This window comes from Streptomyces sp. NRRL F-525 (assembly GCF_000716605.1).
Classification (GTDB): Bacteria; Actinomycetota; Actinomycetes; order Streptomycetales; family Streptomycetaceae; genus Streptomyces.
The window spans coordinates 1-26,228 of sequence record NZ_JNXE01000060.1; the positions used below are offsets into that span (position 1 = coordinate 1).

General features: G+C 70.0%; 23 protein-coding genes. 10 read left to right on the forward strand and 13 right to left on the reverse strand.

What is annotated here, in order from left to right:
• Positions 1–78 precede the first annotated feature (78 nt).
• Complete coding sequence (locus OO69_RS45845; RefSeq protein WP_033286970.1) at positions 79–1,005, reverse strand: metallophosphoesterase; 927 nt, start codon at positions 1,003–1,005, stop codon at positions 79–81.
• 191 nt (positions 1,006–1,196) lie between these two features.
• On the opposite strand from OO69_RS45845, the gene OO69_RS45850 reads away from it, so the two are divergent.
• Positions 1,197–1,664 (forward strand): GatB/YqeY domain-containing protein, encoded by a 468-nt coding sequence (locus OO69_RS45850; RefSeq protein ID WP_033286971.1) that lies wholly within the window; start codon positions 1,197–1,199, stop codon positions 1,662–1,664.
• Between the two features lie 125 nt (positions 1,665–1,789).
• Here the strand turns inward: OO69_RS45850 and OO69_RS45855 are convergent, their stop codons facing one another.
• Positions 1,790–4,051: a transglycosylase domain-containing protein gene (locus tag OO69_RS45855; protein ID WP_033286972.1), complete on the reverse strand. Its 2,262-nt coding sequence runs from the start codon at positions 4,049–4,051 to the stop codon at positions 1,790–1,792.
• A 406-nt stretch (positions 4,052–4,457) separates the two neighbouring features.
• On the opposite strand from OO69_RS45855, the gene wblA reads away from it, so the two are divergent.
• Positions 4,458–4,796 (forward strand): transcriptional regulator WblA, encoded by a 339-nt coding sequence (gene wblA, locus OO69_RS45860; RefSeq protein WP_019063745.1) that lies wholly within the window; start codon positions 4,458–4,460, stop codon positions 4,794–4,796.
• Positions 4,797–4,874: 78 nt separating this feature from the next.
• Here wblA and OO69_RS45865 read toward each other — a convergent pair whose 3' ends face one another.
• Both OO69_RS45865 and OO69_RS45870 read right to left on the reverse strand, forming a co-directional pair.
• On the reverse strand, positions 4,875–6,308 hold the full coding sequence (locus OO69_RS45865; RefSeq protein ID WP_033286973.1) for an ArsA family ATPase: 1,434 nt from the start codon (positions 6,306–6,308) through the stop codon (positions 4,875–4,877).
• Positions 6,305–7,282 (reverse strand): ArsA family ATPase, encoded by a 978-nt coding sequence (locus OO69_RS45870; RefSeq protein ID WP_033286974.1) that lies wholly within the window; start codon positions 7,280–7,282, stop codon positions 6,305–6,307. Before OO69_RS45870 ends, OO69_RS45865 begins: the two co-directional genes overlap by 4 nt.
• Positions 7,283–7,377: 95 nt before the next feature.
• Here OO69_RS45870 and OO69_RS51720 point away from each other — a divergent pair, with 95 nt between their 5' ends.
• The 4 genes from OO69_RS51720 to OO69_RS45885 all read left to right on the forward strand — a co-directional run bounded on the left by OO69_RS51720 (position 7,378) and on the right by OO69_RS45885 (position 10,521).
• The gene (locus OO69_RS51720) at positions 7,378–7,536 is read left to right on the forward strand and encodes a DUF4177 domain-containing protein (protein ID WP_019063748.1); all 159 of its coding nucleotides are present in this window, start codon (positions 7,378–7,380) and stop codon (positions 7,534–7,536) included.
• Positions 7,533–8,000, forward strand: a complete 468-nt coding sequence (locus OO69_RS45875) for a RidA family protein (protein ID WP_033286975.1) — start codon at positions 7,533–7,535, stop codon at positions 7,998–8,000. The genes OO69_RS51720 and OO69_RS45875 overlap by 4 nt, the downstream gene beginning before the upstream one ends.
• A 174-nt stretch (positions 8,001–8,174) precedes the next feature.
• Positions 8,175–9,050, forward strand: a complete 876-nt coding sequence (locus OO69_RS45880; RefSeq protein WP_033286976.1) for an NUDIX hydrolase — start codon at positions 8,175–8,177, stop codon at positions 9,048–9,050.
• A gap of 640 nt (positions 9,051–9,690) precedes the next feature.
• Positions 9,691–10,521, forward strand: a complete 831-nt coding sequence (locus tag OO69_RS45885) for an MBL fold metallo-hydrolase (RefSeq protein WP_033286977.1) — start codon at positions 9,691–9,693, stop codon at positions 10,519–10,521.
• Here the strand turns inward: OO69_RS45885 and OO69_RS45890 are convergent.
• From OO69_RS45890 to OO69_RS45900, 3 genes are all read right to left on the reverse strand, one after another.
• Positions 10,518–11,354 carry a nucleotidyltransferase domain-containing protein gene (locus OO69_RS45890; protein WP_033286978.1) on the reverse strand — a complete coding sequence of 279 codons (837 nt, stop codon included), beginning with the start codon at positions 11,352–11,354 and terminating at the stop codon, positions 10,518–10,520. The two genes, OO69_RS45885 and OO69_RS45890, sit on opposite strands and share 4 nt — an antisense overlap.
• 59 nt (positions 11,355–11,413) lie before the next feature.
• Positions 11,414–12,448, reverse strand: a complete 1,035-nt coding sequence (locus OO69_RS45895) for a PQQ-binding-like beta-propeller repeat protein (protein WP_033286979.1) — start codon at positions 12,446–12,448, stop codon at positions 11,414–11,416.
• 97 nt (positions 12,449–12,545) lie between these two features.
• Positions 12,546–13,220 (reverse strand): Crp/Fnr family transcriptional regulator, encoded by a 675-nt coding sequence (locus OO69_RS45900; protein ID WP_019063754.1) that lies wholly within the window; start codon positions 13,218–13,220, stop codon positions 12,546–12,548.
• A 342-nt stretch (positions 13,221–13,562) separates the two neighbouring features.
• Here OO69_RS45900 and nth point away from each other — a divergent pair, with 342 nt between their 5' ends.
• The 3 genes from nth to OO69_RS45915 all read left to right on the forward strand — a co-directional run bounded on the left by nth (position 13,563) and on the right by OO69_RS45915 (position 16,352).
• Entirely contained in the window at positions 13,563–14,351 is a 789-nt protein-coding gene (nth, locus tag OO69_RS45905; protein ID WP_051801788.1) for an endonuclease III, read from the forward strand.
• 98 nt (positions 14,352–14,449) lie between these two features.
• Positions 14,450–15,139, forward strand: coding sequence for an NUDIX hydrolase (locus tag OO69_RS45910; RefSeq protein WP_033286980.1), 690 nt, complete (start codon positions 14,450–14,452; stop codon positions 15,137–15,139).
• A 13-nt stretch (positions 15,140–15,152) separates the two neighbouring features.
• Positions 15,153–16,352 (forward strand): MarP family serine protease, encoded by a 1,200-nt coding sequence (locus tag OO69_RS45915; protein ID WP_033286991.1) that lies wholly within the window; start codon positions 15,153–15,155, stop codon positions 16,350–16,352.
• A gap of 26 nt (positions 16,353–16,378) precedes the next feature.
• On the opposite strand, the gene OO69_RS53355 is transcribed toward OO69_RS45915, so the two are convergent.
• The 6 genes from OO69_RS53355 to OO69_RS45940 form a co-directional block, all read right to left on the reverse strand.
• Positions 16,379–16,558 carry a hypothetical protein gene (locus tag OO69_RS53355; protein WP_078623198.1) on the reverse strand — a complete coding sequence of 60 codons (180 nt, stop codon included), beginning with the start codon at positions 16,556–16,558 and terminating at the stop codon, positions 16,379–16,381.
• A 160-nt stretch (positions 16,559–16,718) separates the two neighbouring features.
• Positions 16,719–17,669 (reverse strand): alpha/beta fold hydrolase, encoded by a 951-nt coding sequence (locus OO69_RS45920; RefSeq protein ID WP_033286981.1) that lies wholly within the window; start codon positions 17,667–17,669, stop codon positions 16,719–16,721.
• The gene (locus OO69_RS45925) at positions 17,666–18,151 is read right to left on the reverse strand and encodes a phage holin family protein (RefSeq protein ID WP_033286992.1); all 486 of its coding nucleotides are present in this window, start codon (positions 18,149–18,151) and stop codon (positions 17,666–17,668) included. Before OO69_RS45925 ends, OO69_RS45920 begins: the two co-directional genes overlap by 4 nt.
• A 43-nt stretch (positions 18,152–18,194) precedes the next feature.
• Positions 18,195–19,631 (reverse strand): Na+/H+ antiporter NhaA, encoded by a 1,437-nt coding sequence (gene nhaA, locus OO69_RS45930; RefSeq protein WP_033286982.1) that lies wholly within the window; start codon positions 19,629–19,631, stop codon positions 18,195–18,197.
• A gap of 227 nt (positions 19,632–19,858) precedes the next feature.
• Entirely contained in the window at positions 19,859–21,862 is a 2,004-nt protein-coding gene (gene acs / locus OO69_RS45935; RefSeq protein WP_199811164.1) for an acetate--CoA ligase, read from the reverse strand.
• Between the two features lie 125 nt (positions 21,863–21,987).
• Positions 21,988–24,615, reverse strand: coding sequence for a bifunctional SulP family inorganic anion transporter/carbonic anhydrase (locus OO69_RS45940; protein ID WP_033286984.1), 2,628 nt, complete (start codon positions 24,613–24,615; stop codon positions 21,988–21,990).
• Positions 24,616–24,950: 335 nt separating this feature from the next.
• Here OO69_RS45940 and OO69_RS45945 point away from each other — a divergent pair, with 335 nt between their 5' ends.
• Complete coding sequence (locus OO69_RS45945; RefSeq protein ID WP_033286985.1) at positions 24,951–26,222, forward strand: lipoprotein; 1,272 nt, start codon at positions 24,951–24,953, stop codon at positions 26,220–26,222.
• The last annotated feature ends 6 nt before the right edge of the window (positions 26,223–26,228 follow it).

The window sequence follows — 26,228 nt, forward strand, 5'->3', positions numbered from 1 at the left end:
GAGATCATGCCTAGTCTCGTGGGCTCGGAGATGTGTATAAGAGACAGCACCTACCCCCGACGACCCACCCCCGACTACCTACTCCCGCCCCACCAACGTCAACAACGTCGCCTCCGGCGGACAAGCAAACCGCACCGGCGTATACCGATTGGTCCCGCACCCCGCCGACACATGGAGATACGACGTCCGCCCCTCCGCCGTGTGCCGGGACAACCCCTTCACCCGGTCCGTATCCAGGTCGCAGTTGGTGACCAGCGCGCCGTAGAACGGAATGCACAGCTGGCCGCCGTGCGTGTGGCCGCCGAGGATCAGGGGATAGCCGTCCGCCGCGAACGCGTCCAGGGCCCGGAGGTACGGCGCGTGCACCACGGCCATCGAGAAGTCGGCGTCGTCGGACGGGCCGCCGGCCACGCGCGCGTAGCGGTCACGCTTGATGTGGGGGTCGTCCAGGCCGGTCAACTCCACGGACGCGCCCTCGAGTTTCAGCGTGCCCCGCGTGTTCGTGAGGTTCAGCCAGCCCGCCGCGTCGAAACCGTCCCGCAGGTCCTCCCACGGGATGTGGACGGCGCCTACGACGGGCGGGTTGCCGTTCAGCCCGTGGCGGCCCGCGGTCTTCTCGAACAGGTACCGGGCGGGGTTACGGGGTGTGGGGCCGTAGTAGTCGTTCGAGCCGAAGACGTACGCGCCCGGGAAGTCCATCAGCGGGCCGAGCGCGTCCAGGACCTCGGGGATGGCCTCCGGGTCGGAGAGGTTGTCGCCGGTGTTGATCACGAAGTCGGGGCGCAGGCCCGCGAGCGAGCGCAGCCAGCGCTGCTTCTTGCGCTGGCCGCCGACCATGTGGATGTCGGAGACCTGGAGGACTCTGAGCGGGCGCATGCCGGCCGGCAGCACGGGGACCGTCACCCGGCGCAGCCGGAAGGAGCGGACCTCGAAGCCCGCCGCGTAGACCAGACCGGCGGCACCGGCCGCCGCAATTCCCAGGGGTACTCCGTATCGCGCGCGCATACCGCCATCGTGTCAGACCCCACTGACACCCCGTCGGCCGCGGCCACCTAAGAGGCCCCTCAGAGGGCCCATCAAGCAGTGCCTCAAGCAGTGCCTCAAGCAGTGCCTCAAGCAGTCCCTCAAGCAGTCCCTCAAGCGGGCCCCTTAAATCCGCGGGCGGCCGGACTCACGCACCTGCGAGAATCGGACCCATGACCACCACGCTCAAGGCGAAGCTGCAGGAAGACCTCAACGCCGCGATCAAGGCGCACGACAAGCTGCGCTCCTCCACGCTCCGGCTGACGCTCTCCGCGATCACCAATCAGGAGGTCGCGGGCAAGGAGAAGCGCGAGCTCTCCGACGACGAGGTCCTCAAGGTGATCACCAAGGAGGCGAAGAAGCGCCGCGAGGCCGCGGACGCCTTCGCGCAGGGCGGTCGCCCCGAGTCGGCCGCGCAGGAGACGGCGGAGGGCGAGATCCTCGCCGAGTACCTGCCCAAGCAACTCGGCGACGAGGAGCTGACCGCGATCGTCACCCAGGCCGTCGAGGAGGCCAGGGCGGCCGGCGCCGAGGGCCCGCGCGCGATGGGCGCCGTCATGAAGATCGTGAACCCGAAGGTCGCCGGCCTGGCCGAGGGCGGCCGCGTCGCCGCCGTGGTGAAGAAGCTCCTCGCCGGTTGAACCGACCCCTGGAGAAACACTTTTCTCTACGACGACGGGGGCGCCCCTTGCGAAAAGGGGCGCCCCCGTCGTCGTAGACGAAGAAGCAGACGCAGAAGGCAGGGGAACTGCCGACCGCCGGGGTGTCAGCCCCTGTTGCCGCCGTTCCCGTTGCCGTTGTTTCCGCCGTTGTCGTTGCCCTGGATGAAGCCGTCGGGGAACGAGAACGTCGGGGTCGGGGTGGTGCCGCCGTCGGTCGTGCCGGTGGTGCCGCCGTCGGTGGTCAGGCCGCCGTTGTCGTTGTTCTTGCCGCCGTCGTTGCCCTTGTCCTTCTTGACGGGGTCCGGGATGTTGACGAGCTGGAAGTTCTCGACCTGCTTGCCCTCCAGGGCGCCCGTCATGGCGTCCTTCCAGATCGGGCCGGGGGTGTCGGCGCCGTAGACCTCGTCGTGCCAGACGCCGCCGATGCGGATGCTGGTCATCTCGACGTTCTGCTTGGGGCTGCCGACCCAGACCGCGCCGGCCAGGTTCGGGGTGTAGCCGACGAACCAGGCGTTCTTGCGCGCGTCCGTCGTACCCGTCTTACCGGCGCTCTCGCGGTCGGTGAGGCCGGCCTCCTGGCCGGTGCCGGAGTCGACCACGCCGCGCAGCACGGTGTTGATCGTGTCGGCGGTCTTCTTGCTCATCGCGCGCGTGCAGGTCGACTTGGGGACGGCGAGCGACTTCTGCTCGTTGCCCACCTTCTGGGTGATGGACTCGATGGCGATCGGGGTGCAGTACGTGCCCTCGTTGGCGAAGGCCGCGTACGCGGAGGCCATCGTCAGCGGCGAGAGGCCCTTGGAACCGAGCGCGATGGCCGGGACCTCGGGGATCTTGTCGCCGTTGCCCTGCACGACCCCGAGCTTGTTGGTCATGTTCACCACGGGGCACAGACCGATGTCGGAGATCATCTGCACGAAGTAGGTGTTGACCGACTTGGCCATCGCCTCCTTCAGCGCGTACGGACCCTTCTCCGACTCGCTCTCGTTCTCCACCGTCGCGCCGTCCGTGTTGACCCAGTTCTTGCCGCTGCAGGTCGAGACGGGGCTCGGGTAGTCCATCGAGTACGGCGCCGGGTACTGCTGGGTGGCCGGCAGGCCCTGCTCCAGCGCGGCCGCCGCGACGAACGGCTTGAACGTCGAACCGGTCGGGAAGCCGAAGTTCGAGCCGCCCATGTCGGCGTTGACCGAGTAGTTGTACTCGGTCTCGTTCTTGCCGTAGCCGTACGGCTTCGACTGGCCCATCCCGAGGATCTTGCCGGTGCCGGGCTCGACGAGGGTGGCCGCCGCGGCGACCGAGTCCGACTTGTAGATGTGGTCCTTGAGCGAGGCCTGCACCGAGTCCTGGGCCTGAGGGTCCAGGGTCGTACGGATCGTCAGGCCGCCCTGGTTCCAGATCTTCGCCCGGGCCTCCTTGGTCTTGCCGAAGACCGGGTCGCTCAGGAAGACCTTCTCGACGTACTTGCAGAAGAAGCTGGCGCCCTTGACCGCGGTGATGCAGCCGTTCTTCGGCTGGCTGACCTTCAGGCCGAGGTCGCTCTGCTCGGCCTTGAGCGCGTCCGCCTTGGAGATGTCGCCGACCTCGGCCATGCGGGCCAGCACGGTGTTGCGCCGCTTCTTGGCCTCGGCCTCGTCGTTGATCGGGTCGTAGCGCGTGGGCGACTGGACGATGCCCGCGAGGAGTGCCGACTGCTGGAGGTTCAGGTCCTTGGCGTGCTGGGAGAAGTAGCGCTCGGACGCGGCCTCGACGCCGTAGGCCTGCTCTCCGAAGAAGGTGATGTTCAGGTAGTTCTCGAGGATCTTCTTCTTGCCGAGCTTCTCTTCGATCTGGATCGCGTACTTCAGTTCCTTGACCTTGCGGCCGAGCGTCTGCTGCGTGGCCTGCGCGACCTTCGTCGGGTCGTCACCGGCCTCCTCCACGAAGTAGTTCTTCACCAGCTGCTGGGTGAGGGTCGAGGCGCCCTGGGAGACCCCGCCGCTCTGCGCGTTCTTGTTCAGCGCGCGCAGGACGCCCTTCAGGTCGATCGCGCCGTGCTGGTAGAAGCGCGAGTCCTCGATCGCGACGATCGCCTTCTGCATGTACGGCGAGATGTCCTTGAGCTCCACCACCGTGCGGTCACGGGAGTAGACCGAGGCGATCTGGTTGCCCTTGCTGTCCAGGATCGTGGTGCGCTGGCTGAGCTGAGGGCTCTTCAGACTGTCCGGGATGTCGTCGAACCCCTGGACCGACCCCTTGGCCGCGAGTCCCAGCGCGCCGGCCGCGGGCATCGCGATTCCGGCCATCACGGCACCGGCGAGCACACTGACACCGAGGAACTTGGCGGTCTGTTGCAGGGGGGACAGACCACCACCCGAGCGCTTTTTTGGCATGGGGGCAGCCTACGTTCTCATTCGCCGGACACGTGTATAGGCGTTGGCCTAAGCTGCTCTCAACTGTCACAGCAGCGCGGTCACGTATCAATACGTCCGGCGACCCCGAATCGTTCCGGTCGTTCCGGATTATTTGTCGGAGGCGTGTCCGAATCCGCCTCCTGTGTCACCTGGTGCCCCTTGTGGCGCATGTCAACTGTCCCGCTTTGCCGGGAAAGTCACGCATGTCGTCAGCTCACTCCCCCGGGTGATCTGCCGCTTACCCATAGTCCGTTCGGGCCATTCAAGATTGGGCCCGAAGGGGGTGTTGCGCTGTGCCCACCTTCCGTAACGTCCTCAACTGGCGGCGGTGAATATGCCGCTGCCGCCGTGGGGGAGCCTCGATTCGGGAGAGGACGGCGCCGGTATGGGCTGGGTTACCGACTGGAGTGCGCAGGCGGCCTGCCGCACTACCGATCCGGATGAACTGTTCGTTCAAGGAGCAGCGCAGAACAGGGCGAAGGCAGTGTGCACCGGATGTCCGGTGCGCACGGAGTGCCTCGCCGATGCGCTCGACAACCGCGTCGAATTCGGCGTGTGGGGAGGAATGACGGAGCGGGAGCGCCGCGCACTGCTGCGCAGGCGGCCCACTGTCACTTCATGGCGCCGGCTACTGGAGACCGCGCGTATCGAGTACGAACGAGGGGTCGGCATCATCCCCCTCGACGACGACGAGATCTACGAGAACTACGCGGCGGTGGGCTGACGCCGGTCCCGTAGGGGCCGATCGACCCCGGGCGATCCCCGGGGTACCCGCCCGGGGAGTTGCGTCCCGGGGCGTGCGTCAGACCTTCGTCTCGGGCAGCTCCGGCCGACCGGCCGCGAGCCGGTTCCCGATGTCCCGCAGCCCCGCGAGGTCGTGTACATCGCCGGGCAGCGCGGCCACTTCGGCGACGGCCACCTCCGGGTGGCGCGCGGTGAAGCGGTCACGTGTGCGCTGCTCACGTGAGAGCAGGCGCATCCGCTCGGCGTGCAACTTCAGCAGGCCCGCGGTGAGTTGGTCGACGGATCGCTCGTCGTCGGTCGGCTGATCGTCGGTGTCGTCCGTGGCGGCGGACCGCTCCTGGTCCGTGTCGGCGGGGGAGCCTTCGTCAGGAGCTGCGGCGCGAACTGCTGCCTCGGTGGCGGGCGATGAAGCGGGAGATTCTGAACTGCCGTACGTGTCGGGAGAGTTACGAAGTCCAGCTTTCCCGCCCACCTGATCGACAATGCGGGGCTCTTCAAGATTTTCCGCGGCGGCGAGTGCCCGCTCGGCCGACAGCCGGGCGGCTCCGCTGCCGTGGACCCGGTTGAGGACCAGACCGGCCAGCGGCATCTCCTCGGCCGCCAGCCGCTCCACGAAGTACGCCGCCTCGCGCAGGGCGTCCCGCTCCGGGGCCGCGACCACCAGGAACGCCGTGCCGGGCGCCTGGAGCAGCTTGTACGTCGCGTCCGCGCGCGTGCGGAAGCCACCGAAGGTGGTGTCCATCGCTGAGATGAACGTCTGGATGTCCTTGAGCAGTTGACCGCCGAGCAGCTTGCCGAGCGTGCCGGTCATCATCGACATGCCGACGTTGAGGAACTTCATCCCGGCCCGGCCGCCGAGCTTCGCCGGCGCGGTCAGCAGCCGGATCAGCTTGCCGTCCAGGAACGAGCCGAGACGTTTCGGCGCGTCCAGGAAGTCGAGCGCCGAGCGGGACGGCGGGGTGTCCACGACGATCAGGTCCCAGTCGTGCTGGGCGCGCAACTGGCCCAGCTTCTCCATCGCCATGTACTCCTGCGTGCCCGCGAAGCCCGCCGAAAGCGACTGGTAGAAGGGGTTGTTGAGAATCGCGGCCGCCCGCTCGCGGTCCGCGTGCGCCTCGACGATCTCGTCGAAGGTGCGCTTCATGTCGAGCATCATGGCGTGCAGTTCGCCGTCCCCGTCGACGCCCTTCACGCGCCTCGGGGTGTTGTCCAGCGAGTCGATGCCCATGGACTGGGCGAGCCTGCGGGCCGGGTCGATGGTCAGGACGACGACCCGGCGTCCCCGCTCGGCGGCCCGCAGCCCGAGCGCGGCCGCGGTGGTCGTCTTGCCGACCCCGCCGGAGCCGCAGCATACGACGATGCGGGTCTCCGGGTCGTCGATCAGCGGATCCACGTCGAGCACGCGCGCGTGGGAGATGTGGTGGGAGCGGGAGCCGTGGGGGGTGTCCCGTGCGTGGGCGGGGTCCGTCGCGCGGGCCGGGTCCGGACTCATGACATCCCCTGCTTCCGCAGCTCGCTGGCGAGTTCGTACAGGCCCCCGAGGTCCATGCCCTCGGTGAGCAACGGCAGTTCGTGCAACGGCAGGCCCTGCTCGCCGAGTACGGCCCGCTGGTCGTGCTCCAGCGTGTACCGCGCGGCGTACTCCTCGGCCTGCGCGAGCAGCGGGTCCACCAGCTTCTCGGCGTTCCCGCCGCGCCGGGCCCCGCCGAGGCCCGCGGACGACAGTGCCTGGGCCACGGCGGTGCGCGGGACGGCCCGTACGAGATCGAGGTCGGCCGCGTCCAGCACCTCGGGGCGGACCATGTTCACGATGATCCGGCCCACCGGCAGCCGGGCGGCCCGGAGTTCGGTGATGCCGTCCGCGGTCTCCTGGACGGGCATCTCCTCCAGGAGCGTCACCAGGTGCACGGCCGTCTCCGGGGACTTCAGGACCCGCATCACCGCCTGCGCCTGATTGTGTATCGGGCCGATCTTCGCGAGCCCGGCGACCTCGTCGTTGACGTTCAGGAAGCGGGTGATGCGGCCGGTGGGCGGCGCGTCCATCACGACGTAGTCGTAGGCGAACCGTCCGCTCTTCTCCTTGCGGCGTACGGCCTCGCAGGCCTTGCCGGTCAGGAGGACGTCCCGGAGGCCGGGCGCGACCGTGGTGGCGAAGTCGATGGCGCCGAGTTTCTTCAGGGCGCGGCCCGCTCCGCCGAGTTTGTAGAACATCTGGAGGTAGTCCAGAAGGGCCAGTTCGGGGTCGATGGCCAGTGCGTACACCTCCCCGCCCCCGGGAGCGACGGCGATTTTGCGCTCCTCATAGGGCAGCGTCTCCGTCTCGAAGAGCTGCGCGATGCCCTGGCGACCCTCGACCTCGACGAGAAGCGTCCGCTTCCCCTCGGTGGCCAGGGCCAGCGCGAGGGCCGCGGCCACCGTGGTCTTGCCGGTACCGCCCTTGCCACTGACGACCTGGAGCCTGCTCACGTCTTCGAGCCTAACCAGTCCGCGCCCGAACCAAGCGGGAGGCTGTGGATAACGCGACGACCGGCGGCCGGTTCGCAGCGGCTAAAGTCGGCCGCATGACCAAGTGGGAATACTCGACAGTGCCGCTTCTCGTACACGCCACGAAGCAGATTCTGGACACCTGGGGCGAGGACGGCTGGGAGCTCGTCCAGGTCGTGCCCGGGCCGAACAACCCCGAGCAACTGGTGGCCTACCTCAAGCGGGAGAAGGCATGAGCGCCGTCGACGCCCGGCTGGCCGAGCTCGGTCTGACGCTGCCGGCGGTCGTCCCGCCGCTCGCCGCGTACCAGCCCGCCGTGCGGTCCGGGGTGTACGTCTACACCTCGGGCCAGCTGCCCATGGTGGACGGCAAGCTTCCCGTCACCGGCAAGGTGGGCGCTGAGGTCACCGCCGAGGAGGCCAAGGAACTGGCCCGCACCTGCGCGCTGAACGCCCTCGCGGCCGTCAAGTCCGTCACCGGTGACCTCGACCGCATCGCGCGCGTGGTGAAGGTCGTCGGCTTCGTCGCCTCGGCCTCCGACTTCACCGGCCAGCCCGGTGTCATCAACGGCGCCAGCGAACTCCTCGGCGAGGTCCTCGGCGACAAGGGCGTCCACGCGCGGAGCGCGGTCGGCGTGGCGGTACTGCCCCTGGACTCACCGGTCGAGGTCGAGATCCAGGTGGAGCTGACGGAGGCGTAGTTCGCGGTCCCGGGGGGCGTGATCGCTGTCGCCGTCCCGGGGCGGGCGATCGGCCGTAGTCGCCGACCGGCGTGCGCTGTCGCCGTCCCGGGTGCGGGATCGGGCGTAATCGCTGTCCAGGGGTACGTGTTGTTGCCTCTCGAACATCAGCGCACTACGGGATAGCCTCCGCCCATGGCGAACGGTCAGTGGTACCCGGCGGAGTGGCCCGAGCGCATCAGGGCGCTCGCGGAGGGCCGGCTCACGCCGGTGGAGCCCCGTCGGGCGGCCACGGTGATGCTCCTCAGGGACACCGGCACCAACACCGGCCCCGCCGTCCACATGCTGCGCAGACGCGCCTCCATGGCCTTTGCCGGGGGCGCGTACGCGTACCCGGGCGGCGGTGTCGACCCGCGGGACGACGACCACCACGTCCGCTGGGCGGGCCCCACGCGCGCGTGGTGGGCGAACCGGCTCGGAGTCGACGAGACGGCGGCCCAGGCGATCGTGTGCGCGGCGGTCCGGGAGACGTACGAGGAGGCAGGCGTCCTGCTCGCCGGACCGACCCCCGACTCGGTCGTCGGCGACACCACGGGCCCCGACTGGGAGACGGACCGCGCCGCCCTGGTCGCCCGCGACCTGTCCTTCGCGGAGTTCCTCGACCGCCGCGGCCTGGTCCTGCGCTCCGACCTGCTGGGCGCGTGGGCGCGCTGGATCACTCCGGAATTCGAGACCCGCCGCTACGACACCTGGTTCTTCGTCGCCGTCCTCCCGGAGGGCCAGCGCACCCGCAACGCCTCCACCGAGGCCGACCGCACGGTGTGGATCACCCCGGCCGAGGCGGCGACCGGGTACGACAAGGGCGACCTGACGATGATGCCGCCCACCATCGCGACCCTGCGCGACCTGATCCCGTACGGCAGCGCGTCCGAGGCCCTCGCGGCGGCCCCGGAACGCGACCTGACCCCGGTCCTCGCCCGGGCCCGCCTGGAGGCCGACGAGGTCGTCCTGACCTGGCCGGGACATGGGGAGTTCACGAAGCACATTCCTTTGGGCGGGGCGCCCGCATGACCGGTTCGGGGGAGGGTGGGTGCCGTGTGGCGGGTGCGGCGCGGGGTGCTTCTCGCGCTGCGGGTCCGGCGGTGATCGCTTGCCGCGTGACGGCTCTGGTGGTGGATGCCCACCGCGTGATCGGTTCGCTGAAGAGCGAGCCCTGTAGTGACGCTTCAGCGGAAGGCGCTCTCCGTGGGACCGGCCCGGCGAGGGACGCCTCGCACGTGACCGCCCCAGGGCGAGGCGTTTTCCTCGCGACGACCCCGAAGAAAGACGCCTTCCACGCGGCCGTTACGGCGTGCGACGCCCTCGGCGTGACCAGCGTGGAGGAGGACGCCTGCTGTGTGGCTGGTGCGGCGCGGGGTGGTTCTCGCGTAGAAGGTCCGGAGGGTGACGCCCGCTGTGTGGCTGCCCCGGTGAAAGGCACCTCCCGCGCGGTCGGCCCGTGCGATCACCCCGGCGAAGGACGCCCTCCGTGGGCCCCGCCCCGGCGAAAGACCGCCTCCGTAGGACCAGCCCGACGGAAGACGCCTCCCGCCGATCCACCCGAGCGGAACCACGTCACCGAGACCGGCCTCACCGAAACCCACCCCCACATGACCACCCCACCGAACCCCGCCCCGCACCCCACTCCCCGCCCCACGGAAGGCGCCCCCGTATGACCGACGCAGCCGCCCTCCCCGGACAGCCTCGTGGCGGGGTGCTCACCGGACCCGCCACCGCCCGTGCCGTCAACGTGCTCGCGCCCAACGCGTCCGCGATGACCTTGGACGGGACGAACACGTGGATCGTCGCGGAGCCGGACTCGGAGTTGGCCGTGGTGATCGATCCGGGGCCGTTGGACGAGGGGCATCTGCGGAATGTCATCGACACCGCGGAGAAGGCGGGGAAACGGGTCGCCCTGACCCTGTTGACGCACGGGCACCCCGATCACGCGGAAGGGGCCGTCCGGTTCGCCGAGTTGACCGGTACCAAGGTGCGCGCGCTGGATCCGGCGTTGCGGCTCGGGGACGAGGGGCTGGGGGCCGGGGAGATCGTTCGGGTCGGCGGGGTGGAGCTGGTCGTGGTGTCGACGCCCGGGCACACCGGGGACTCGCTGTGCTTCCATCTCCCGGCCGATCAGGCCGTGCTGACCGGGGACACCATCCTCGGGCGCGGTACGACCGTCGTGGCGCATCCTGACGGCCGCCTGGGGGACTACCTGGACTCGCTGCGGCGGCTGCGGTCCCTCACCGTCGACGACGGCGTCCACACCGTCCTGCCGGGACATGGGCCCGTGCTGGAGGACGCCCAGGGTGCCGTCGAGTTCTACCTCGCCCACCGCGCCCACCGGCTCGCCCAGATCGAGACGGCCGTCGAGAACGGTCACCGGAGCCCGGCCGAGGTCGTCGCCCACGTGTACGCGGACGTCGACCGTTCCCTGTGGCCGGCGGCGGAGCTGTCCGTACGGGCTCAACTCGACTACCTCAAGGAACACGGCCTGATCTAGTCCGTGCCCACGTCCTCCGGGCGCGGTGTCTTCACGCCGTGCACGCGCGCGTACTCCTCGGCCAGCCACGGGCCCAGGTCGTCGACGTAGGAACGCAGGACGCTCGCGTCGCCCGGCGGGGCGTGGCCGAACTCCGCCGCCTCGCGCAGGGCTTCCGCCCGTTCCGGGTAGTACGCGGCGAATGCCTCGGCCATTTCCCGCAAGTCGCTGGTCCAGCCGTTCCAGCGGGGCATGACCAGGGTGAAGCCGGTGCGGACCAGGTGGCGGGACATGGAGCGGACCAGGGGACGGCGGGCCTCGTCCGTGTCCTGGGCCGTGGCGATGCGCTCGCGCCAGCGGGGGAGCAGGCGGGCCAGGTCGCCGTTCGTCTCCCGGGCCAGCTGGGAGTCGGGGCGGTAGCGGGGCAGGTCCTCGGCCAGGTCCTCCCCGAGCAGCGGGGTGCACAGGCAGGCCACGAACCACCCCAGGTCGTACGTCTCCGGCTCGCTCAGCAGCCGTGCCCGGCCGTACACCAGCGTGCCGACCCCGTCGATCTCCGGGAACTCCTTGTCGAGCGCCTCGCCGAGGTGGCGGGCTTCGGCGAGGTCCTCCTCGGTCGGCTCCTGCCGGGTCACCACGAGCAGGTCCAGATCGCTGCGCCCCACGCGCGCGGTGCCGCGCGGGATCGACCCGTAGAGGTACGCGCTGTTGAGGCGTCCCCCGTAGAGGTCGATCAGCCGGTCACGCGCGGCGGCGACGACCGGGCGGAAGGCTTGCGGGACACGCCCCAAGGAGCCCTCGCGCTCGATGTATCCCTGGGCGTCGAGCCCCCTGTGGTGAACGGTTCCGGCCATGGGATCACTCTGCCGGGAGACGGGCCCCCGGGGAGTGCTTTTCCGGCCGCCGAGCGGGGTCATCTCCAGCGGAACACATGGAGTCGGCGGAAGTTCCGGCTGAACTCGCACCCCACCGCGATCACGTCACCGGACGCGGCGAGGAGCGGACGGAAAACGTCAGCGCGCAGCCTGCGACGGGCCACGACCCGGCCGTCGGCGGGATCGAGCACGCTCAGTCGGCGGCCGTACCGGTGCAGGGCCAGGAGCCAGCCACGATGGGCGAGGGGAACCATGGACGCGCCCTTGCTCCGCCACTCCCACAGGAACTCGCCCGAGGACATGGAGAACGCCCCGAGCCGGGTGCCCGCGTCCTGTTCGGCCTTGGCGGCGGGGATCAGCTCCACCGCGAGGACGTCACCGGTCACGGCGACCCGCTCGCCGAACCGTGCGTATCCGTCCGGCAGCGCGAGCGTCGCGGGCTCCTTCCGGTAACCGTCCAGGACGAGCAGCTGAGGCCCGCCGCGCGCGCCGCGGGCCTCCAGGTGCGCCACGAAGGGACGGGCGCTGATGGCGGACGCCCTCGCGACGCGCCGGTCCCTGAGCGTGTGCTCGCGCCGGACCTCTCCCGTGTCCACGTCGAGGGTGCGCAGCGTCACCCGGTCCCCCTTCCAGGACGTGACGGGCGCCGCGACGAGGCCTCCGCCGACGGCCATGTCGAACGGGAGACGCCCGAGCGGTTCCGCGTCCTGCTCCCGGTGCCGTACGACCTCGCCCGTGTCGACGGCCAGTGAGGTGAGGCCGACGTTCTCCACGTCCAGGAGTCCGTCGGGGTGGTGCAGCACCACCCCGACGCCGTCCTCGGCGTCCGCCGACACCCGCGCGACGACCTGCTCGCCGGGTGGCCGCCAGGTCCACAGGGGCTCGCCCGTGGCCATCCGGTAGGCCTGCACGCGGTCGAAACGGGCGACGGCGACAGTGTCGTCCGTCAGCCACAGGCCCAGCGTCTCTCTGCCCGTGACGCCCTCCTCGAACGGCGTCCGCCACAGTCGGCGCGCCGATCTCCGCCACCGGGAGTGCTCCCAGACCGTCTCCGGTGCCTTGTCCTCGCTCATCCCCACCCCTTGGGTCCCCACCCGGCGATATGTGAAGGGCCCCGCCGTGGCGGGGCCCTTCAGTAAGAAGACGTGCGATCGACTGGAAGACGTGCGATCAGCGCGAGCGCTTCGCCAGCCGCTCCACGTCCAGCAGGATCACCGCGCGGGCCTCCAGGCGCAGCCAGCCGCGGCCCGCGAAGTCGGCGAGCGCCTTGTTGACCGTCTCGCGGGACGCGCCGACCAGCTGGGCCAGCTCCTCCTGCGTGAGGTCGTGCACCACGTGGATGCCCTCCTCGGACTGCACGCCGAAGCGGCGGGAGAGGTCCAGCAGGGCGCGGGCCACGCGGCCGGGGACGTCCGAGAAGACCAGGTCGGACATCGCGTCGTTGGTCTTGCGCAGTCGGCGGGCGACCGCGCGCAGCAGCGCGGAGGCCACCTCGGGGCGGGCGCTCAGCCAGGGCTGGAGGTCGCCGTGGCCGAGGCCGAGCAGCTTGACCTCGGTCAGCGCGCTGGCGGTCGCCGTACGCGGGCCCGGGTCGAACAGCGACAGCTCGCCGATCAGCTCGCCGGGGCCGAGGACTGCCAGCATGTTCTCGCGGCCGTCCGGGGAGGTGCGGTGGAGCTTCACCTTGCCCTCGGTGACCACGTAGAGCCGGTCGCCGGGGTCGCCCTCGTGAAAGAGCGAGTCCCCGCGCGCGAGGGTCACCTCACTCATGGAGGCGCGCAGCTCCGCGGCCTGATCGTCATCGAGCGCCGCGAAGAGCGGGGCGCGCCGCAGAACGTCGTCCACGAGTTCTCTCCTTGTCGACCTGCTCAGGGGATGGTGTTCCCCCTTGGTACCAGGGGACCGTGCTCCCCATTTTGCTGGACCGTCCAAACAGTGTGATCTGTCACAAGGATGCCGCACAGGTGTCCCGAGGTAAGCGGCAGGGGTCCAATTGGGGGCTGATCTTCGGGGTCCGGGGCGGATGTCAGTGGCGGGCTCTAGGCTGGCCGGGTGTCCAAATCGCCGGTGAGAGCACAGGCCAAGGGGGCTGGGCGGATGGTTGTACCTCGTGATTCCGCTGTGGGCGAACAGGGCCCTGACGGCGGCAAGGGTGGCGGCAGGAAAGTGACAAAAGGTGCAAAAGTGATGTCCGGCGTGAAGAGCGAATCGCACACCGCCCTCGTCCGCCGCGCCCGCCGGATCAATCGCGAACTGGCCGAGATCTATCCGTACGCCCACCCGGAACTCGACTTCGAGAACCCCTTCCAGCTCGTGGTCGCCACGGTCCTGTCCGCGCAGACCACCGACCTGAGGGTCAATCAGACGACCCCGGCGCTGTTCGCCAAGTACCCGACCCCCGAGGACCTGGCCGCCGCGGACCCGGAGCAGGTCGAGGAGATCCTCCGCCCGACCGGGTTCTTCCGGGCCAAGACCAAGTCGGTCATAGGGCTCTCCAAGGCCCTCGTCGCGGACTTCGGCGGCGAGGTGCCCGGCCGGCTCGAAGATCTCGTCAAGCTGCCCGGCGTGGGCCGCAAGACCGCCTTCGTGGTGCTCGGCAACGCCTTCGGACGGCCCGGCATCACCGTGGACACGCATTTCCAGCGGCTCGTACGGCGCTGGAAGTGGACCGAGGCGACCGAGCCCGACAAGATCGAGGCCGCCGTGGGAGCGCTCTTCCCGAAGAGCGACTGGACGATGCTCTCGCACCACGTGATCTTCCACGGCCGCCGGATCTGCCATGCCCGCAAGCCCGCGTGCGGCGCCTGCCCCATCGCCCCGCTCTGCCCGGCGTACGGCGAGGGCGAGACCGACCCGGAGAAGGCGAAGAAGCTGCTCAAGTACGAGAAGGGCGGCTACCCGGGCCAGCGTCTGAACCCGCCGCAGGCCTATCTCGACGCGGGCGGCAAACCGGCGCCGCCGCTGGGCTCGGCGTGACGGGGCCGAGGCGACGGGGACCGGCATGACATCGGGGGCCGGATGACGGAACGATCTCGGAGGTATCGGGCGTTGATCAGTGGGAACGGGGGTGGGGGATGACGCACGCGAGCAATACCCAGGGTGTGGGGCTCAGCAAGGACGGGCTGCCGGGCTGGCTGGATCCGGTGGTGCACGCCGTGGAGACGGTCGAGCCGCTGCAGCTGAGCCGGTTCCTGCCGCCGGAGGACGGGGCGGGGCGGCAGTCGGCGGTGCTGATCCTCTTCGGGGAGGGCGATCAGGGGCCCGAGCTGCTGCTCATGGAGCGGTCGAGCTCGCTCCGGTCGCACGCGGGACAGCCGTCCTTCCCCGGTGGTGCCCTCGACCCCGAGGACGGTGACCCGACCGGTGACGGACCGCTGCGGGCCGCTCTCCGCGAGGCCGAGGAGGAGACCGGGCTCGACCCGGCCGGAGTCCAGCTCTTCGGGGTGCTGCCCAAGCTGTACATCCCGGTGAGCGGTTTCGTGGTGACGCCGGTGCTGGGCTGGTGGCGGGAGCCGACACCGGTGGGCGTGGTCGATCCGAACGAGACGGCACGTGTGTTCACCGTCCCCGTGGCGGATCTCACGGATCCGGCCAACAGAGTCACCGTCACGCACCCCAGCGGCTTCCTGGGTCCGGCATTTCTGGTCGAATCGGCCCTTGTGTGGGGCTTCACGGCCGGAGTGATCGACCGCCTGCTGCACTACTCCGGTTGGGAGCGGCCCTGGGACCCCGAGAAGCAGGTCCCCCTCGACTGGCGGTCATGACAGGGTGTCGCTCGTGAATGTGCTGGACATCCTGCTGCTGGTCGCCGCCGTGTGGTTCGCGATCGTGGGCTATCGCCAGGGGTTCGTCGTCGGCATCCTGTCGGTGATCGGGTTCCTGGGCGGCGGTCTCGTCGCCGTCTACACGCTGCCCGTGATCTGGGACGCGCTGACCGAGAAGTCGGAGGTCAGCACCACCGCGGCCGTCGTCGCGGTCATCATCGTCATCGTCTGCGCCTCCGTCGGCCAGGCCCTGACCACCCACCTGGGCAACAAGCTGCGCCGGTACATCACCTGGTCCCCGGCCCGCGCCCTGGACGCGACCGGCGGCGCCCTCGTCAACGTCCTCGCGATGCTCCTGGTCGCCTGGCTGATCGGCTCCGCGCTGGCCGGCACCACCCTGCCGACGCTCGGCAAGGAGGTCCGCAGCTCCAAGGTGCTGCTGGGGGTCTCCAGGGCGCTGCCCTCGCAGGCCGACACCTGGTTCGCGGACTTCTCCTCGGTCCTCGCGCAGAACGGCTTCCCGCAGGTCTTCAGCCCCTTCGCGAACGAGCCGATCAACGATGTCCAGCCGCCCGACCCGGCCCTCGCCTCCAGCGCGGTCGCCACCCGGGCCCAGCAGTCCATCGTCAAGGTCATGGGCACCGCCCAGAGCTGCGGCAAGGTCCTGGAGGGCAGCGGCTTCGTCTTCGGCGACCGCCGCGTCATGACCAACGCGCACGTCGTCGGCGGCGTCGACGAACCCACCGTCCAGATAGGCGGCCAGGGCCGCAAGTACGACGCCAAGGTCGTCCTCTACGACTGGCACCGCGACATCGCCGTACTCGACGTACCGGACCTGAAGGCGCGCTCCCTGCAGTTCGCGACCAAGGACGCCACCAGCGGCAACAGCGCGATCGTCGCCGGCTTCCCGGAGAACGGGTCGTACGACGTCCGTGCCGCACGCGTGCGTGGCCGTATCACGGCCAACGGCCCGGACATCTACCACCGGGGCACCGTCCGCCGCGATGTGTACTCGCTCTACGCGACCGTCCGCCAGGGCAACTCCGGCGGCCCGCTGCTCACGCCCGAGGGCAAGGTGTACGGCGTGGTCTTCGCGAAGTCCCTCGACGACCCCGACACCGGGTACGCGCTCACCGCGGACGAGATCCAGCCGGACATCGTCAAGGGGCGTACCGCGAACGAGCAGGTGGACAGCGACAGTTGCGCGCTGTGAGCCCCGCTTTTTAAAGGATGGGTGCGTCAGCCTCGGGGATGACGCAGCCGTACCGAGACCCAGCGGGCCCGGCGGCGCAGAATGCGCGGGATCCCCACCCTGAGGTCGGTGCCCTGGAGTTGCGGGGCGCCCCGTTGGTGGGAGCTCAGACCGTGGTCCGAGCGGCGATTGCGTGCTGCGTCACTGTAGTCGTGCGTCCAGCCCATACCCCGACGTCTGCCCCTGCCCCAAGGTCGATAACCACCCCTTGGGGCCCCAATTGGCCTATGCGCGAGGCAAGTAGCCGTTCGTAGTACAGGTGTTCAGATCCGGATACCGGGCGCAGCGGAGCGGTCACGCACCGGTCACGCTTCGGTCATCCACCGGTCAACGATCGGGTTCGGGATCCTTGAGCCAGTTGACCAGTTCGGTCGAGAAGACGACCGGGTCCTCCTCGTGCGGGAAGTGCCCGAGACCGTCGAACAGCCGCCAGCGGTACGGCGCTTCGACGTACTCCCCGGACCCCGCCGCGCTGCGGGTGCGCAGCACCGGGTCCAGCGAGCCGTGCAGATGCAGCGTCGGCACCCGCACCGGCCGCTTCATGCGCCGGTTGAACTGGATGCCGTCCGGGCGTGCCATCGACCGCACCATCCAGCGGTACGGCTCGATCGAGCAGTGCGCGGTCGACGGGATCAGCATCGCCCGCCGGTACGCCTCGACCGTTTCGTCGTCGGGCAGGCTCGCGCCGGACCAGTCCCGGATCAGCTTGCCCACCAACTCGGCGTCCTCGGCGAGCAGTTGCCGCTCGGGGAGCCAGGGGCGCTGGAACCCCCAGATGTAGGAACTCGCCGCCGACTGCCTGACGTCGGACAGCATGGCGTTGCGCCAGCGCCGGGGGTGCGGCATCGAGGAGACGGCGAGCCGGCGCACCAGCTTGGGGCGCATCGCGGCCGCCGTCCACGCGAGATAGCCGCCCAGGTCATGCCCGACCAGCGCGGCGTCCGGCTCGCCGAGCGAGCGGATCACGCCCGTGATGTCGAGGGCGAGGTTGGCGGGGTCGTAGCCGCGCGGGGTGCGGTCGCTGCCGCCGACGCCCCGCAGGTCCATGGCGACGGCCCGGAACCCGGCGTCGGCCAGCGCGCCGAGCTGGTGCCGCCAGGTCCACCAGAACTGGGGGAAGCCGTGCAGCAGCAGCACCAGCGGTCCGTCGCCCACCTCCGCGATGTGGAAGCGCGCGCCGTTGGCCGCGACATCCCGGTGGGTCACCTCGCGCCCGCCGGGAATGTCGAGCCGTACGACCGAAGCGGGTTGCGCCCAAGGATTGGCGGGGTCCGTCATGAGGACGAGCGTGCCACAGCCTCGATGGCTTCGGGGACACGGTCTTCGATCGCCGCGCGGGGATGCGGCTTGGCATTGCCCAGGACGCCCGCGGTCTCCTTCACCGAAGCGGCCACCTTCTGCGGGCCCTTGCTCTTCGCCGCCTTCTTAAAGAAGAGCACGCCTACCAGCGCGAGGACGACCGCGACGAGCACGTTCGCCGCGAAGGAGAGCAGGAAGCAGAGCGCCATGTTCCAGCCGCTCCAGGTCCGAATCCCGTACGCCAGCGCGAAGTTGAGCATCGGCAGGGAGAACAGCAGCACCACGGCGGCGACCGTGAACGCGCCGCCGCCCGCGACACCGCGCTTGACGTCCTGCTTGAGCTGCGCCTTCGCCAGCGCGATCTCGTCGTGCACCAGCGCGGACATCTCGGTCGTCGCCGAGGCGAACAGCTGGCCGATGCTGCGTTCGGCGCCGACCGGGCTGCCGTCGGGTGCGCTCATCGCGTACTCCCTCATCTGCATGTGTTTGTACCGTCTGGTCAGATCATGCCGGACCGTCGTTGTCCTCGCCTGCCCCGCCCGCCACTTCGGCAAGCCCGCGTCGCTCGGCGGCCTTCACCTCGGCGAGCCTGCGGTGCTCCGCGGCCTTGCGCTCGTGGATCTCCGCCATGCGCAGGTGGTACGACGGCTCGTCCTGCTCGTAGATGTCGGGGATGCCGTCGAGATCCTCGTCGCGCTCCTCGTCCTCGTACATCCTGCGGTACCTGGCGTTGCGCAGCTTCAGCAACACGGTCGCGCAGAGGGCCGCAATGAGGGAGCCGACGAGGACGGCCGCCTTGACCTCGTCGGTGAGCATCTGGTCGCCGTCGAACGCGAGTTCCCCGATGAGCAGCGACACGGTGAAGCCGATGCCGGCGAGTGAGGCGACCGCGAACACGTCCGGCCAGGCGAGGTCGTCGCTGAGCGAGGCCCGGGTGAAACGGGCCGTCAGCCAGGTCCCGCCGAAGATGCCGACCGCCTTGCCGACGACGAGTCCGAGAACCACGCCGAGCGTCTCGGGCTTCGTGAACACGTCCCCCAACGCGCCGCCCGAGATGGCGACTCCGGCGCTGAACAGCGCGAACAGCGGCACCGCGAGGCCCGCCGACAGGGGTCGTACGAGATGTTCGACGTGCTCTCCGGGGGAGTGCTTCTCGTCCTCGCGGGTGGTGCAGCGCAGCATCAGGCCCATCGCGACACCGGCGATCGTGGCGTGGACGCCGCTGTTGTACATCAGCGCCCAGATGACGAGCGCGAGCGGGACGTAGACGTACCAGCCGCGCACGCCCCTGCGCAGCAGCAGCCAGAAGACGGCCAGGCCGATGGCGGCCCCGCCGAGCGCCACGAAGTCGATCCGGGCGGTGAAGAAGATCGCGATGATCAGGATCGCGAACAGGTCGTCGACGACGGCGAGGGTGAGCAGGAAGGCGCGCAGCGCGCTCGGCAGGGAGGTGCCGATGACCGCGAGGACGGCGAGCGCGAAGGCGATGTCGGTGGCGGTCGGCACCGCCCAGCCCTGGAGGGAGCCGCCTCCGGTGAGGCTGGTGAGTGTGTAGACGAGTGCCGGTACGGCCATCCCGCACAGGGCCGCTACGACGGGCAGGGCGGCTGCCTTGGGGTCGCGCAGGTCGCCGGCGACGAGTTCGCGCTTGAGCTCGATGCCGGCGACGAAGAAGAAGACGGCGAGGAGGCCGTCGGCGGCCCAGTGGGCGACCGAGAGGTGCAGGCCGAGAGCGGCAGGGCCGAAGTGGTAGTGGCTGACGCTCTCGTAGCTGTCGTGCAGGGCGGGGACGTTGGCCCAGATCAGCGCGGTGACGGCGGCGATCAGGAGGAGGACACCGCCGACGGTCTCGGTGCGCAGCGCGTCCGCGACGAAGTTCCGCTCGGGCAGGGACAGCCGTCCGAGCACTTTGCGGGCGGCGGTGGGGCGGGGCGCGGTCACGGGGAGACCTCCGGGGTGGCGGGCAGCACAGAGCACTTGCCGACCAGACTTCCCGGCGCACCTTGTCGCGTTCTTGACGCTTTACTTAGCTTACCTAAGGTGCGGCGGGATGGGTCCTGCGGATCTCACATCTAGGGGGCCTGGGGGTTCTACGGGTCTCACCGTATGCGCGAAAGGGGCGCCCGGCACGTTCGCCGCCGGGCGCCCCTCCTCGTCGTCTCCGCAGGTCAGTCCTCGCTGGGCGCGGCCGGGAGCTTGTCCTGGATCAGGGTCATGACCGTGGAGTCGGTCAGGGTCGTGACGTCGCCCAGCTGACGGTTCTCCGCCACGTCCCGCAGCAGGCGGCGCATGATCTTGCCGGAGCGGGTCTTCGGCAGCTCGGCCACCGGGAGGATCCGCTTGGGCTTGGCGATCGGGCCCAGCACGGTGCCGACGTGGTTGCGCAGGTCGGCTACGAGGTTCTCGTCATCGGCGTTCGCCGTGCCGCGCAGGATCACGAAGGCGACGATCGCCTGGCCGGTCGTCTCGTCGGCCGCGCCGACCACGGCCGCCTCGGCGACGGCGGGGTGGGAGACGAGCGCCGACTCGACCTCGGTGGTGGAGATGTTGTGCCCGGACACGAGCATCACGTCGTCCACGCGGCCGAGCAGCCAGATGTCGCCGTCGTCGTCCTTCTTCGCGCCGTCACCGGCGAAGTACCTGCCCGGGAACCGCGACCAGTACGTGTCGAGGAACCGCTGGTCGTCGCCCCAGATCGTGCGCAGCATCGACGGCCACGGCTCGGTCAGGACGAGGTAACCGCCGCCGCCGTTCGGGACCTCGTTGGCCTCGTCGTCGACGACCGTGGCGGAGATGCCGGGCAGCGGCGTCTGCGCGGAACCGGGCTTGGTGGCGGTCACGCCCGGCAGCGGCGAGATCATCATCGCGCCGGTCTCGGTCTGCCACCAGGTGTCCACGATCGGGGTCTTGTCGGCACCGATGTGCTTCCGGTACCAGATCCACGCCTCGGGGTTGATGGGCTCGCCGACGGACCCCAGGATGCGGAGGGAGGACAGGTCGAACTTCGCGGGGATGTCGTCGCCCCACTTCATGAACGTACGGATCGCGGTCGGCGCCGTGTACAGGATCGTCACCCCGTACTTCTGGACGATCTCCCAGAAGCGGCCCTGGTGCGGGGTGTCGGGAGTGCCCTCGTACATGACCTGGGTCGCGCCGTTCGCGAGCGGGCCGTAGACGATGTACGAGTGGCCGGTGACCCAGCCGACGTCGGCCGTGCACCAGTAGACGTCGGTCTCCGGCTTGAGGTCGAAGACGGCGTGGTGGGTGTACGCGGCCTGGGTGAGGTAGCCGCCGGAGGTGTGCAGGATGCCCTTGGGCTTACCCGTGGTACCCGAGGTGTACAGGATGAACAGCGGCTGCTCCGCCTCGAACGCCTCGGGCGTGTGCTCTGCCGACTGCCGGTCGACGATCTCGTGCCACCACACGTCCCGCTCGTCGTTCCACGCGACGTCCTGGCCCGTACGGCGGACCACGAGCACGTGCTCGACGCCGCTGTCCGCGCGGTCGACCGCGTCGTCCACGGCCGGCTTCAGAGCGGAGGGCTTGCCGCGCCGCCAGCCGCCGTCCGTGGTGATGACGACCTTGGCGTCCGCGTCCTGGATGCGCGTCGCGAGCGCGTCCGCAGAGAAACCGCCGAACACCACCGAGTGCGCGGCGCCGATCCGCGCGCAGGCCAGCATCGCGACCGCCGTCTCCGGGATCATCGGCATATAGACGGCGACCCGGTCGCCCTTCCGAACTCCCAGCTCCAGCAGGGCGTTCGCGGCCTTGGAGACCTCGTCCTTCAGCTCGGCGTAGGTGATCGCGCGGCTGTCGCCGGGCTCGCCCTCGAAGTGGATGGCGACGCGGTCGCCGTTGCCCGCCTCGACATGCCGGTCCACGCAGTTGTACGCCACGTTGAGCGTGCCGTCCTTGAACCACTTGGCGAACGGCGGGTTCGACCAGTCCAGCGTCTCGCTCGGCTCCTTCGCCCAGCTCAGCCGGCGGGCCTGCGCGGCCCAGAAGCCGAGCCGGTCAGCCTTGGCCTGCTCATACGCCTCCGCCGTGACATTGGCGTTCGCCGCCAGGTCGGCGGGGGGTGCGAACCTGCGCTCCTCGCGCAACAGGTTGGCCAGGCTTTCGTTGCTCACGGCATCTGCCTTTCCCAGGGTGTCCGTTGTGTCCCGGGCCAGCTCATCAGACCCGGGGGTCCGATGACAAGGGTCGTCGAAATATTGGTTTAGACCTGTCATCGGACCCGCGGTCAGAGACGTGTGGCGAGGGTCTTTCGTACCCACGGACGCCGGGTGAACAAGGTTCAGGCCGACATGTCCGCCACCCCCACCCCGTCGAACAACTCCTCCCCGTCCTCCTCGGTCAACAAGTACGCCTGAGCCTCGCCGACATGGAAATACATCCCGTGCAGCTCCAACGCCCCCTCCCGCAAGGCCCGAGCCACCGACTCGTGCCCCCGCAGATGCTCCAACTGCTGCACCACATTGGTCAGACACAACTGCTCTACGGCGTCTGCGGGCGCCCTTCCGGTCAGCCGCGCCCAGGGCCGGCCGTCGTCGGCCATCCGCTCCAGGCTCGGCAGCCCGTGCCGCAGCCACCGCTTGAGCGGCGTCCGGGCGCCCCCGGGCTCGGAGTTGAGCAGCGCCTGCATGGCCCCGCACCCCGAGTGCCCGCACACCGTGATCGATCTCACGCGCAGTACGTCCACCGCGTACTCGATCGCCGCGGCCACCGAGTCGTCCCCGCTCTCCTCGCCGGGCGGCGGCACGAGGTTGCCCACGTTCCGCACGACGAACAGGTCGCCGGGACCACTGGAGGTGATCATCGACGTCACCAGCCGCGAGTCGGCACAGGTCAGGAAGAGCTGCGAGGGCCGCTGCCCTTCCCTGGCCAGCCGGGCCAGCTCGCCCCGCACGAGGGGTGCGGTGTCGCGCTGGAACGCGCTGATGCCACGGGCTAGTTGGTGGCCCCCGGGACCGGTGCCGGGGTTGGTGCCGGTGCCGGGGTGGGTGTCCGGGCTGGTGCCTGTGCCTGCGCCTGCGCCGAGGTGGGGTCCGGTGCCGGGGCGGGTTCCGGTGTCGGGGGCGGTCGGCTCGGCGGCGCCGGGCGCGGGACGATCCGTCGGCCGGCCTGTCGGCTCGGCCGGGTGTCCGCCGGCCGGGGCGGAACGCCGGTGATCGCACTGGTGGTTGCGCCAGGGCGTCCAGGGGTGGCAGCGGCAGGCGGTGGACGTCGTCGACGTCTTCGGCTCGCCGGTCGGAGCGCCGGCCGTGGTGCGAGCCGGAGCCTCGGTCGTCGTCCCGCTCGTCGTGCCGGTCGCGGTGTCGGCCGGTGTCGCGTCACTCCCGGTGCGGCCCGGCTCGGTGTCGCGAACTCCCGTGCGGCGTCCGGTCAGTTCGGCCGAGCCTCCGCGCGCGGTGTGCGCGTTCTGCCAGTCCTGCAGTGACTCGTACGCCGCGTGGTCCATGAACGAACCGTCCAACTCCACGACGACGTCGGCGCCTTGGGGTACGAGATGCAGGATGCGGCTGAGCCGCGGCACCGCGAGGAACGTCAACTGCCCTCGGACGTGTACGTGATGGACTCCTTCCTTCTCGTCGTGCTCGTGCGTGATGCGGGTGTGGGCAAGGCGGTTGAGGGCTACGGCCACGGCGACGGTGACCCCGAGGAGCACGCCCTCCAGGACGCCGAGCAAGACCACGCCGAGGGTGGTGACGGCGTAGACCAGGACTTCGCGGTGGCGGGTCACCGTGCGGATGTGGTGCAGGGACACCATCTGGATGCCGACGGCCATCACGAGTGCGGCGAGCGAAGCGAGCGGGATCAGCTCCAGCACCGGGACCATCAGCAGCGCGGCTACCACTACGAGAACGCCGTGCAGCATCGTGGAGTTCCGGCTCACGGCACCGGCTTTCACATTCGCCGAACTCCGTACGGCGACGCCCGCGACAGGCAGTCCGCCGAGTGCGCCGGAGACGATGTTGGCGGCTCCCTGGCCCAGCAGTTCGCGGTTCAGGTCGGAACGGCCGACGCGGGCGGAGAGCCCGGGCTGCCCGGCGACCAGCTTGTCCACGGCGACCGCGCCGAGCAGCGACTGCACGCTGCACACCAACGTGGTGGTGAGCACGGCGGCGGCGATCCCGAGCACCGGGCCCTCGGGAAGTCCGGCCAGCGCGTGGCTGCTCCAGGACGGCAGGTCGACCTTGGCGAGGCTCAGCCTGGTGAGGGACGCGGTGAGCGTGGCTCCGGCGACGGCGATGAGCGCGGCCGGGACCTTGCGCATCAGGTGCCCGAGCCGGCCCGGGACGCGCGGCCACAGCAGCAGAAGGGCCAGCGTCAGCACGCTCATCGCCACATCGGCGGGGTGCAGGTCCGCCAACTGGGCAGGCAGGGCACGGAGGTTGGCGAGGACCGAGCTCTGCGGGGTGCCGCCCAGCACGATGTGCAGCTGGGCGACGGCGATGGTGACACCGATGCCGGCGAGCATGCCGTGCACGATCGCGGGGCTGACGGCGAGCGCGGTGCGGGCCACGCGCACGCAGCCCAGGGCGAGTTGGGCGAGACCGGCGAGGACCGTGATCGCGCAGGTCGTCCGCCAGCCGTAACGGTGGATCAGGTCGGCGGTGACCACGGTGAGTCCGGCGGCCGGGCCGCTGACCTGGAGGGGGCAGCCGCCGAGCAGACCGGCGACGAGGCCGCCCGCGGCGGCGGCGACCAGGCCGGCCTGGAGGGGCGCGCCGGTGGCGAGGGCGATGCCGAGGGACAGGGGGAGGGCGATCAGGAAGACCGCGATGGAGGCCGACACATCGGCGCCCGCGACACGGAAGCGGCGGCGCGGGGGCGGCGGCGGGCTGTGGGGTGGGTGGACGCGCTTCGTCCGATTCGCGTTCGGATTCGAGTCGGTGGCGCGGGTGGGTACGCAGGCTGACATGTCTTCCCGTCTCCTCCGGGGCAGCGCGGTCGCGGAACTGGTGGTCCCCGTCGATGGCGGGGGTCGGTCGCGGCCGTGGGTCACGGCGTGCAGCGGCGGGATCTCTCAACGCTCGGTAAACGGATCGTAATGCAGAGTAAAGGTCAAGTATAGGCTTTGCGGGCAAATAGGCTAATAAGTCACCTCGTGGAGTGAAGTGGAAATTTCATCGGCTTGTCGTACTAATCCCACCTTCGGCCCCGTGCCACCTTGGCGGCGCTGCCGGGATTCCCGGCACATCGCCAGAGAACGCCCTGATCGGCGTCGGTCCGAACGAAGGAAGAAGGTGGGCGGACATGGCCGCCACCCAGAGGATCACCGCGGGCGCCGTGATCGCCGCGGCCTGTGCCGCGTCGCTCGCCGGTTGCGCGATCGGTGACAACGGTTCCCCGCAGGGAGCGCACGGTCCGCACAAGGCGGCGCCCGCCCCGGCACCCAAGAGCGGAGTCCGCCTGATCGGGGACGGCTCCACGTCGTACACCGGGGCGCAGCCACATCTGCCCAGACCCGAGCGGCTCAAGCCCGGCCAGAAGCCCCCGCAGTTCGTGGTCTTCTCCTTCGACGGCGCCGGCGAGGACAGCCAGAAGCTGTTCTCCCACTTCCGCAAGGTCTCCAAGGCCAACCACGCGAACATGACGTACTTCCTCAGCGGCGTGTACATGCTGCCGGAGGACAAGCGCGACCTCTACAAGCCCCCGGAGCACTCGCCGGGCAGCTCGGACATCGGCTTCAACGACGAGCAGGGCATCGCCGACACCGTGAAGCAGCTGCGCCTGGCGTGGCTGGAGGGCAACGAGATCGGCACCCACTTCAACGGCCACTTCTGCGGCAAGAACGGCGGGGTCGGCGAGTGGTCGGTCGCCGAGTGGAAGAGCGAGATCGCCCAGGCGAAGCAGTTCGTGAAGACCTGGAAGACGAACTCCGGGATGAAGAAGGCGTCTTCACTGCCCTTCGACTACGACAAGGAACTCGTCGGCGCCCGCACGCCCTGCCTGGAGGGCCAGGCCAACTTCATGAAGGCGGCGAGCCAGCTGGGCTTCCGCTACGACACCAGCGGGGTCAACGACCAGATCTGGCCCAAGAAGAAGGAGGGGCTGTGGGATCTGTCCATGCAGCTCGTCCCCTTCCCCGGCCACACCTACGAGCAGCTGACCATGGACTACAACTTCATGGTCAACCAGTCCGGCACGCAGACCCAGGGCGACCCCGACAAGTTCGACCAGTGGGGCGACGAGATGCGTGACGGCCTGCTCAAGGGCTTCGACCGCGCCTACGACGGCAACCGCGCGCCCCTGGTCATCGGCAACCACTTCGAGTCCTGGAACGGCGGCACCTACATGCGTGCCCTCGACGAGGTCATCGAGAAGGTCTGCAACAAGTCCGAGGTGCGCTGCGTGTCCTTCCGGGAACTGGCCGACTGGCTGGACGCCCAGGACCCGCAGACCCTGGCCAAGCTGCGCGGCCTGAACGTCGGCGAGGCACCGAAGGCGGGCTGGACGTCCTTCCTCACCGGCCGCCCCGCCCCGGCCCCGAAGGGCGTCCCCGGGGCGCCGGCGGTCAAGCAGTAGGCGGTT

Coding starts and splice junctions, on each gene's coding strand:
- OO69_RS45845 (WP_033286970.1), bottom strand. CDS start 1,005: ATGCGCGCGCGATACGGAGTACCCCTGGGAATTGCGGCGGCCGGTGCC.
- OO69_RS45850 (WP_033286971.1), top strand. CDS start 1,197: ATGACCACCACGCTCAAGGCGAAGCTGCAGGAAGACCTCAACGCCGCG.
- OO69_RS45855 (WP_033286972.1), bottom strand. CDS start 4,051: ATGCCAAAAAAGCGCTCGGGTGGTGGTCTGTCCCCCCTGCAACAGACC.
- wblA (WP_019063745.1), top strand. CDS start 4,458: ATGGGCTGGGTTACCGACTGGAGTGCGCAGGCGGCCTGCCGCACTACC.
- OO69_RS45865 (WP_033286973.1), bottom strand. CDS start 6,308: ATGAGTCCGGACCCGGCCCGCGCGACGGACCCCGCCCACGCACGGGAC.
- OO69_RS51720 (WP_019063748.1), top strand. CDS start 7,378: ATGACCAAGTGGGAATACTCGACAGTGCCGCTTCTCGTACACGCCACG.
- OO69_RS45875 (WP_033286975.1), top strand. CDS start 7,533: ATGAGCGCCGTCGACGCCCGGCTGGCCGAGCTCGGTCTGACGCTGCCG.
- OO69_RS45880 (WP_033286976.1), top strand. CDS start 8,175: ATGGCGAACGGTCAGTGGTACCCGGCGGAGTGGCCCGAGCGCATCAGG.
- OO69_RS45885 (WP_033286977.1), top strand. CDS start 9,691: ATGACCGACGCAGCCGCCCTCCCCGGACAGCCTCGTGGCGGGGTGCTC.
- OO69_RS45890 (WP_033286978.1), bottom strand. CDS start 11,354: ATGGCCGGAACCGTTCACCACAGGGGGCTCGACGCCCAGGGATACATC.
- OO69_RS45895 (WP_033286979.1), bottom strand. CDS start 12,448: ATGAGCGAGGACAAGGCACCGGAGACGGTCTGGGAGCACTCCCGGTGG.
- nth (WP_051801788.1), top strand. CDS start 13,563: ATGTCCGGCGTGAAGAGCGAATCGCACACCGCCCTCGTCCGCCGCGCC.
- OO69_RS45910 (WP_033286980.1), top strand. CDS start 14,450: ATGACGCACGCGAGCAATACCCAGGGTGTGGGGCTCAGCAAGGACGGG.
- OO69_RS53355 (WP_078623198.1), bottom strand. CDS start 16,558: ATGGGCTGGACGCACGACTACAGTGACGCAGCACGCAATCGCCGCTCG.
- OO69_RS45920 (WP_033286981.1), bottom strand. CDS start 17,669: ATGACGGACCCCGCCAATCCTTGGGCGCAACCCGCTTCGGTCGTACGG.
- OO69_RS45925 (WP_033286992.1), bottom strand. CDS start 18,151: ATGAGCGCACCCGACGGCAGCCCGGTCGGCGCCGAACGCAGCATCGGC.
- OO69_RS45940 (WP_033286984.1), bottom strand. CDS start 24,615: ATGTCAGCCTGCGTACCCACCCGCGCCACCGACTCGAATCCGAACGCG.
- OO69_RS45945 (WP_033286985.1), top strand. CDS start 24,951: ATGGCCGCCACCCAGAGGATCACCGCGGGCGCCGTGATCGCCGCGGCC.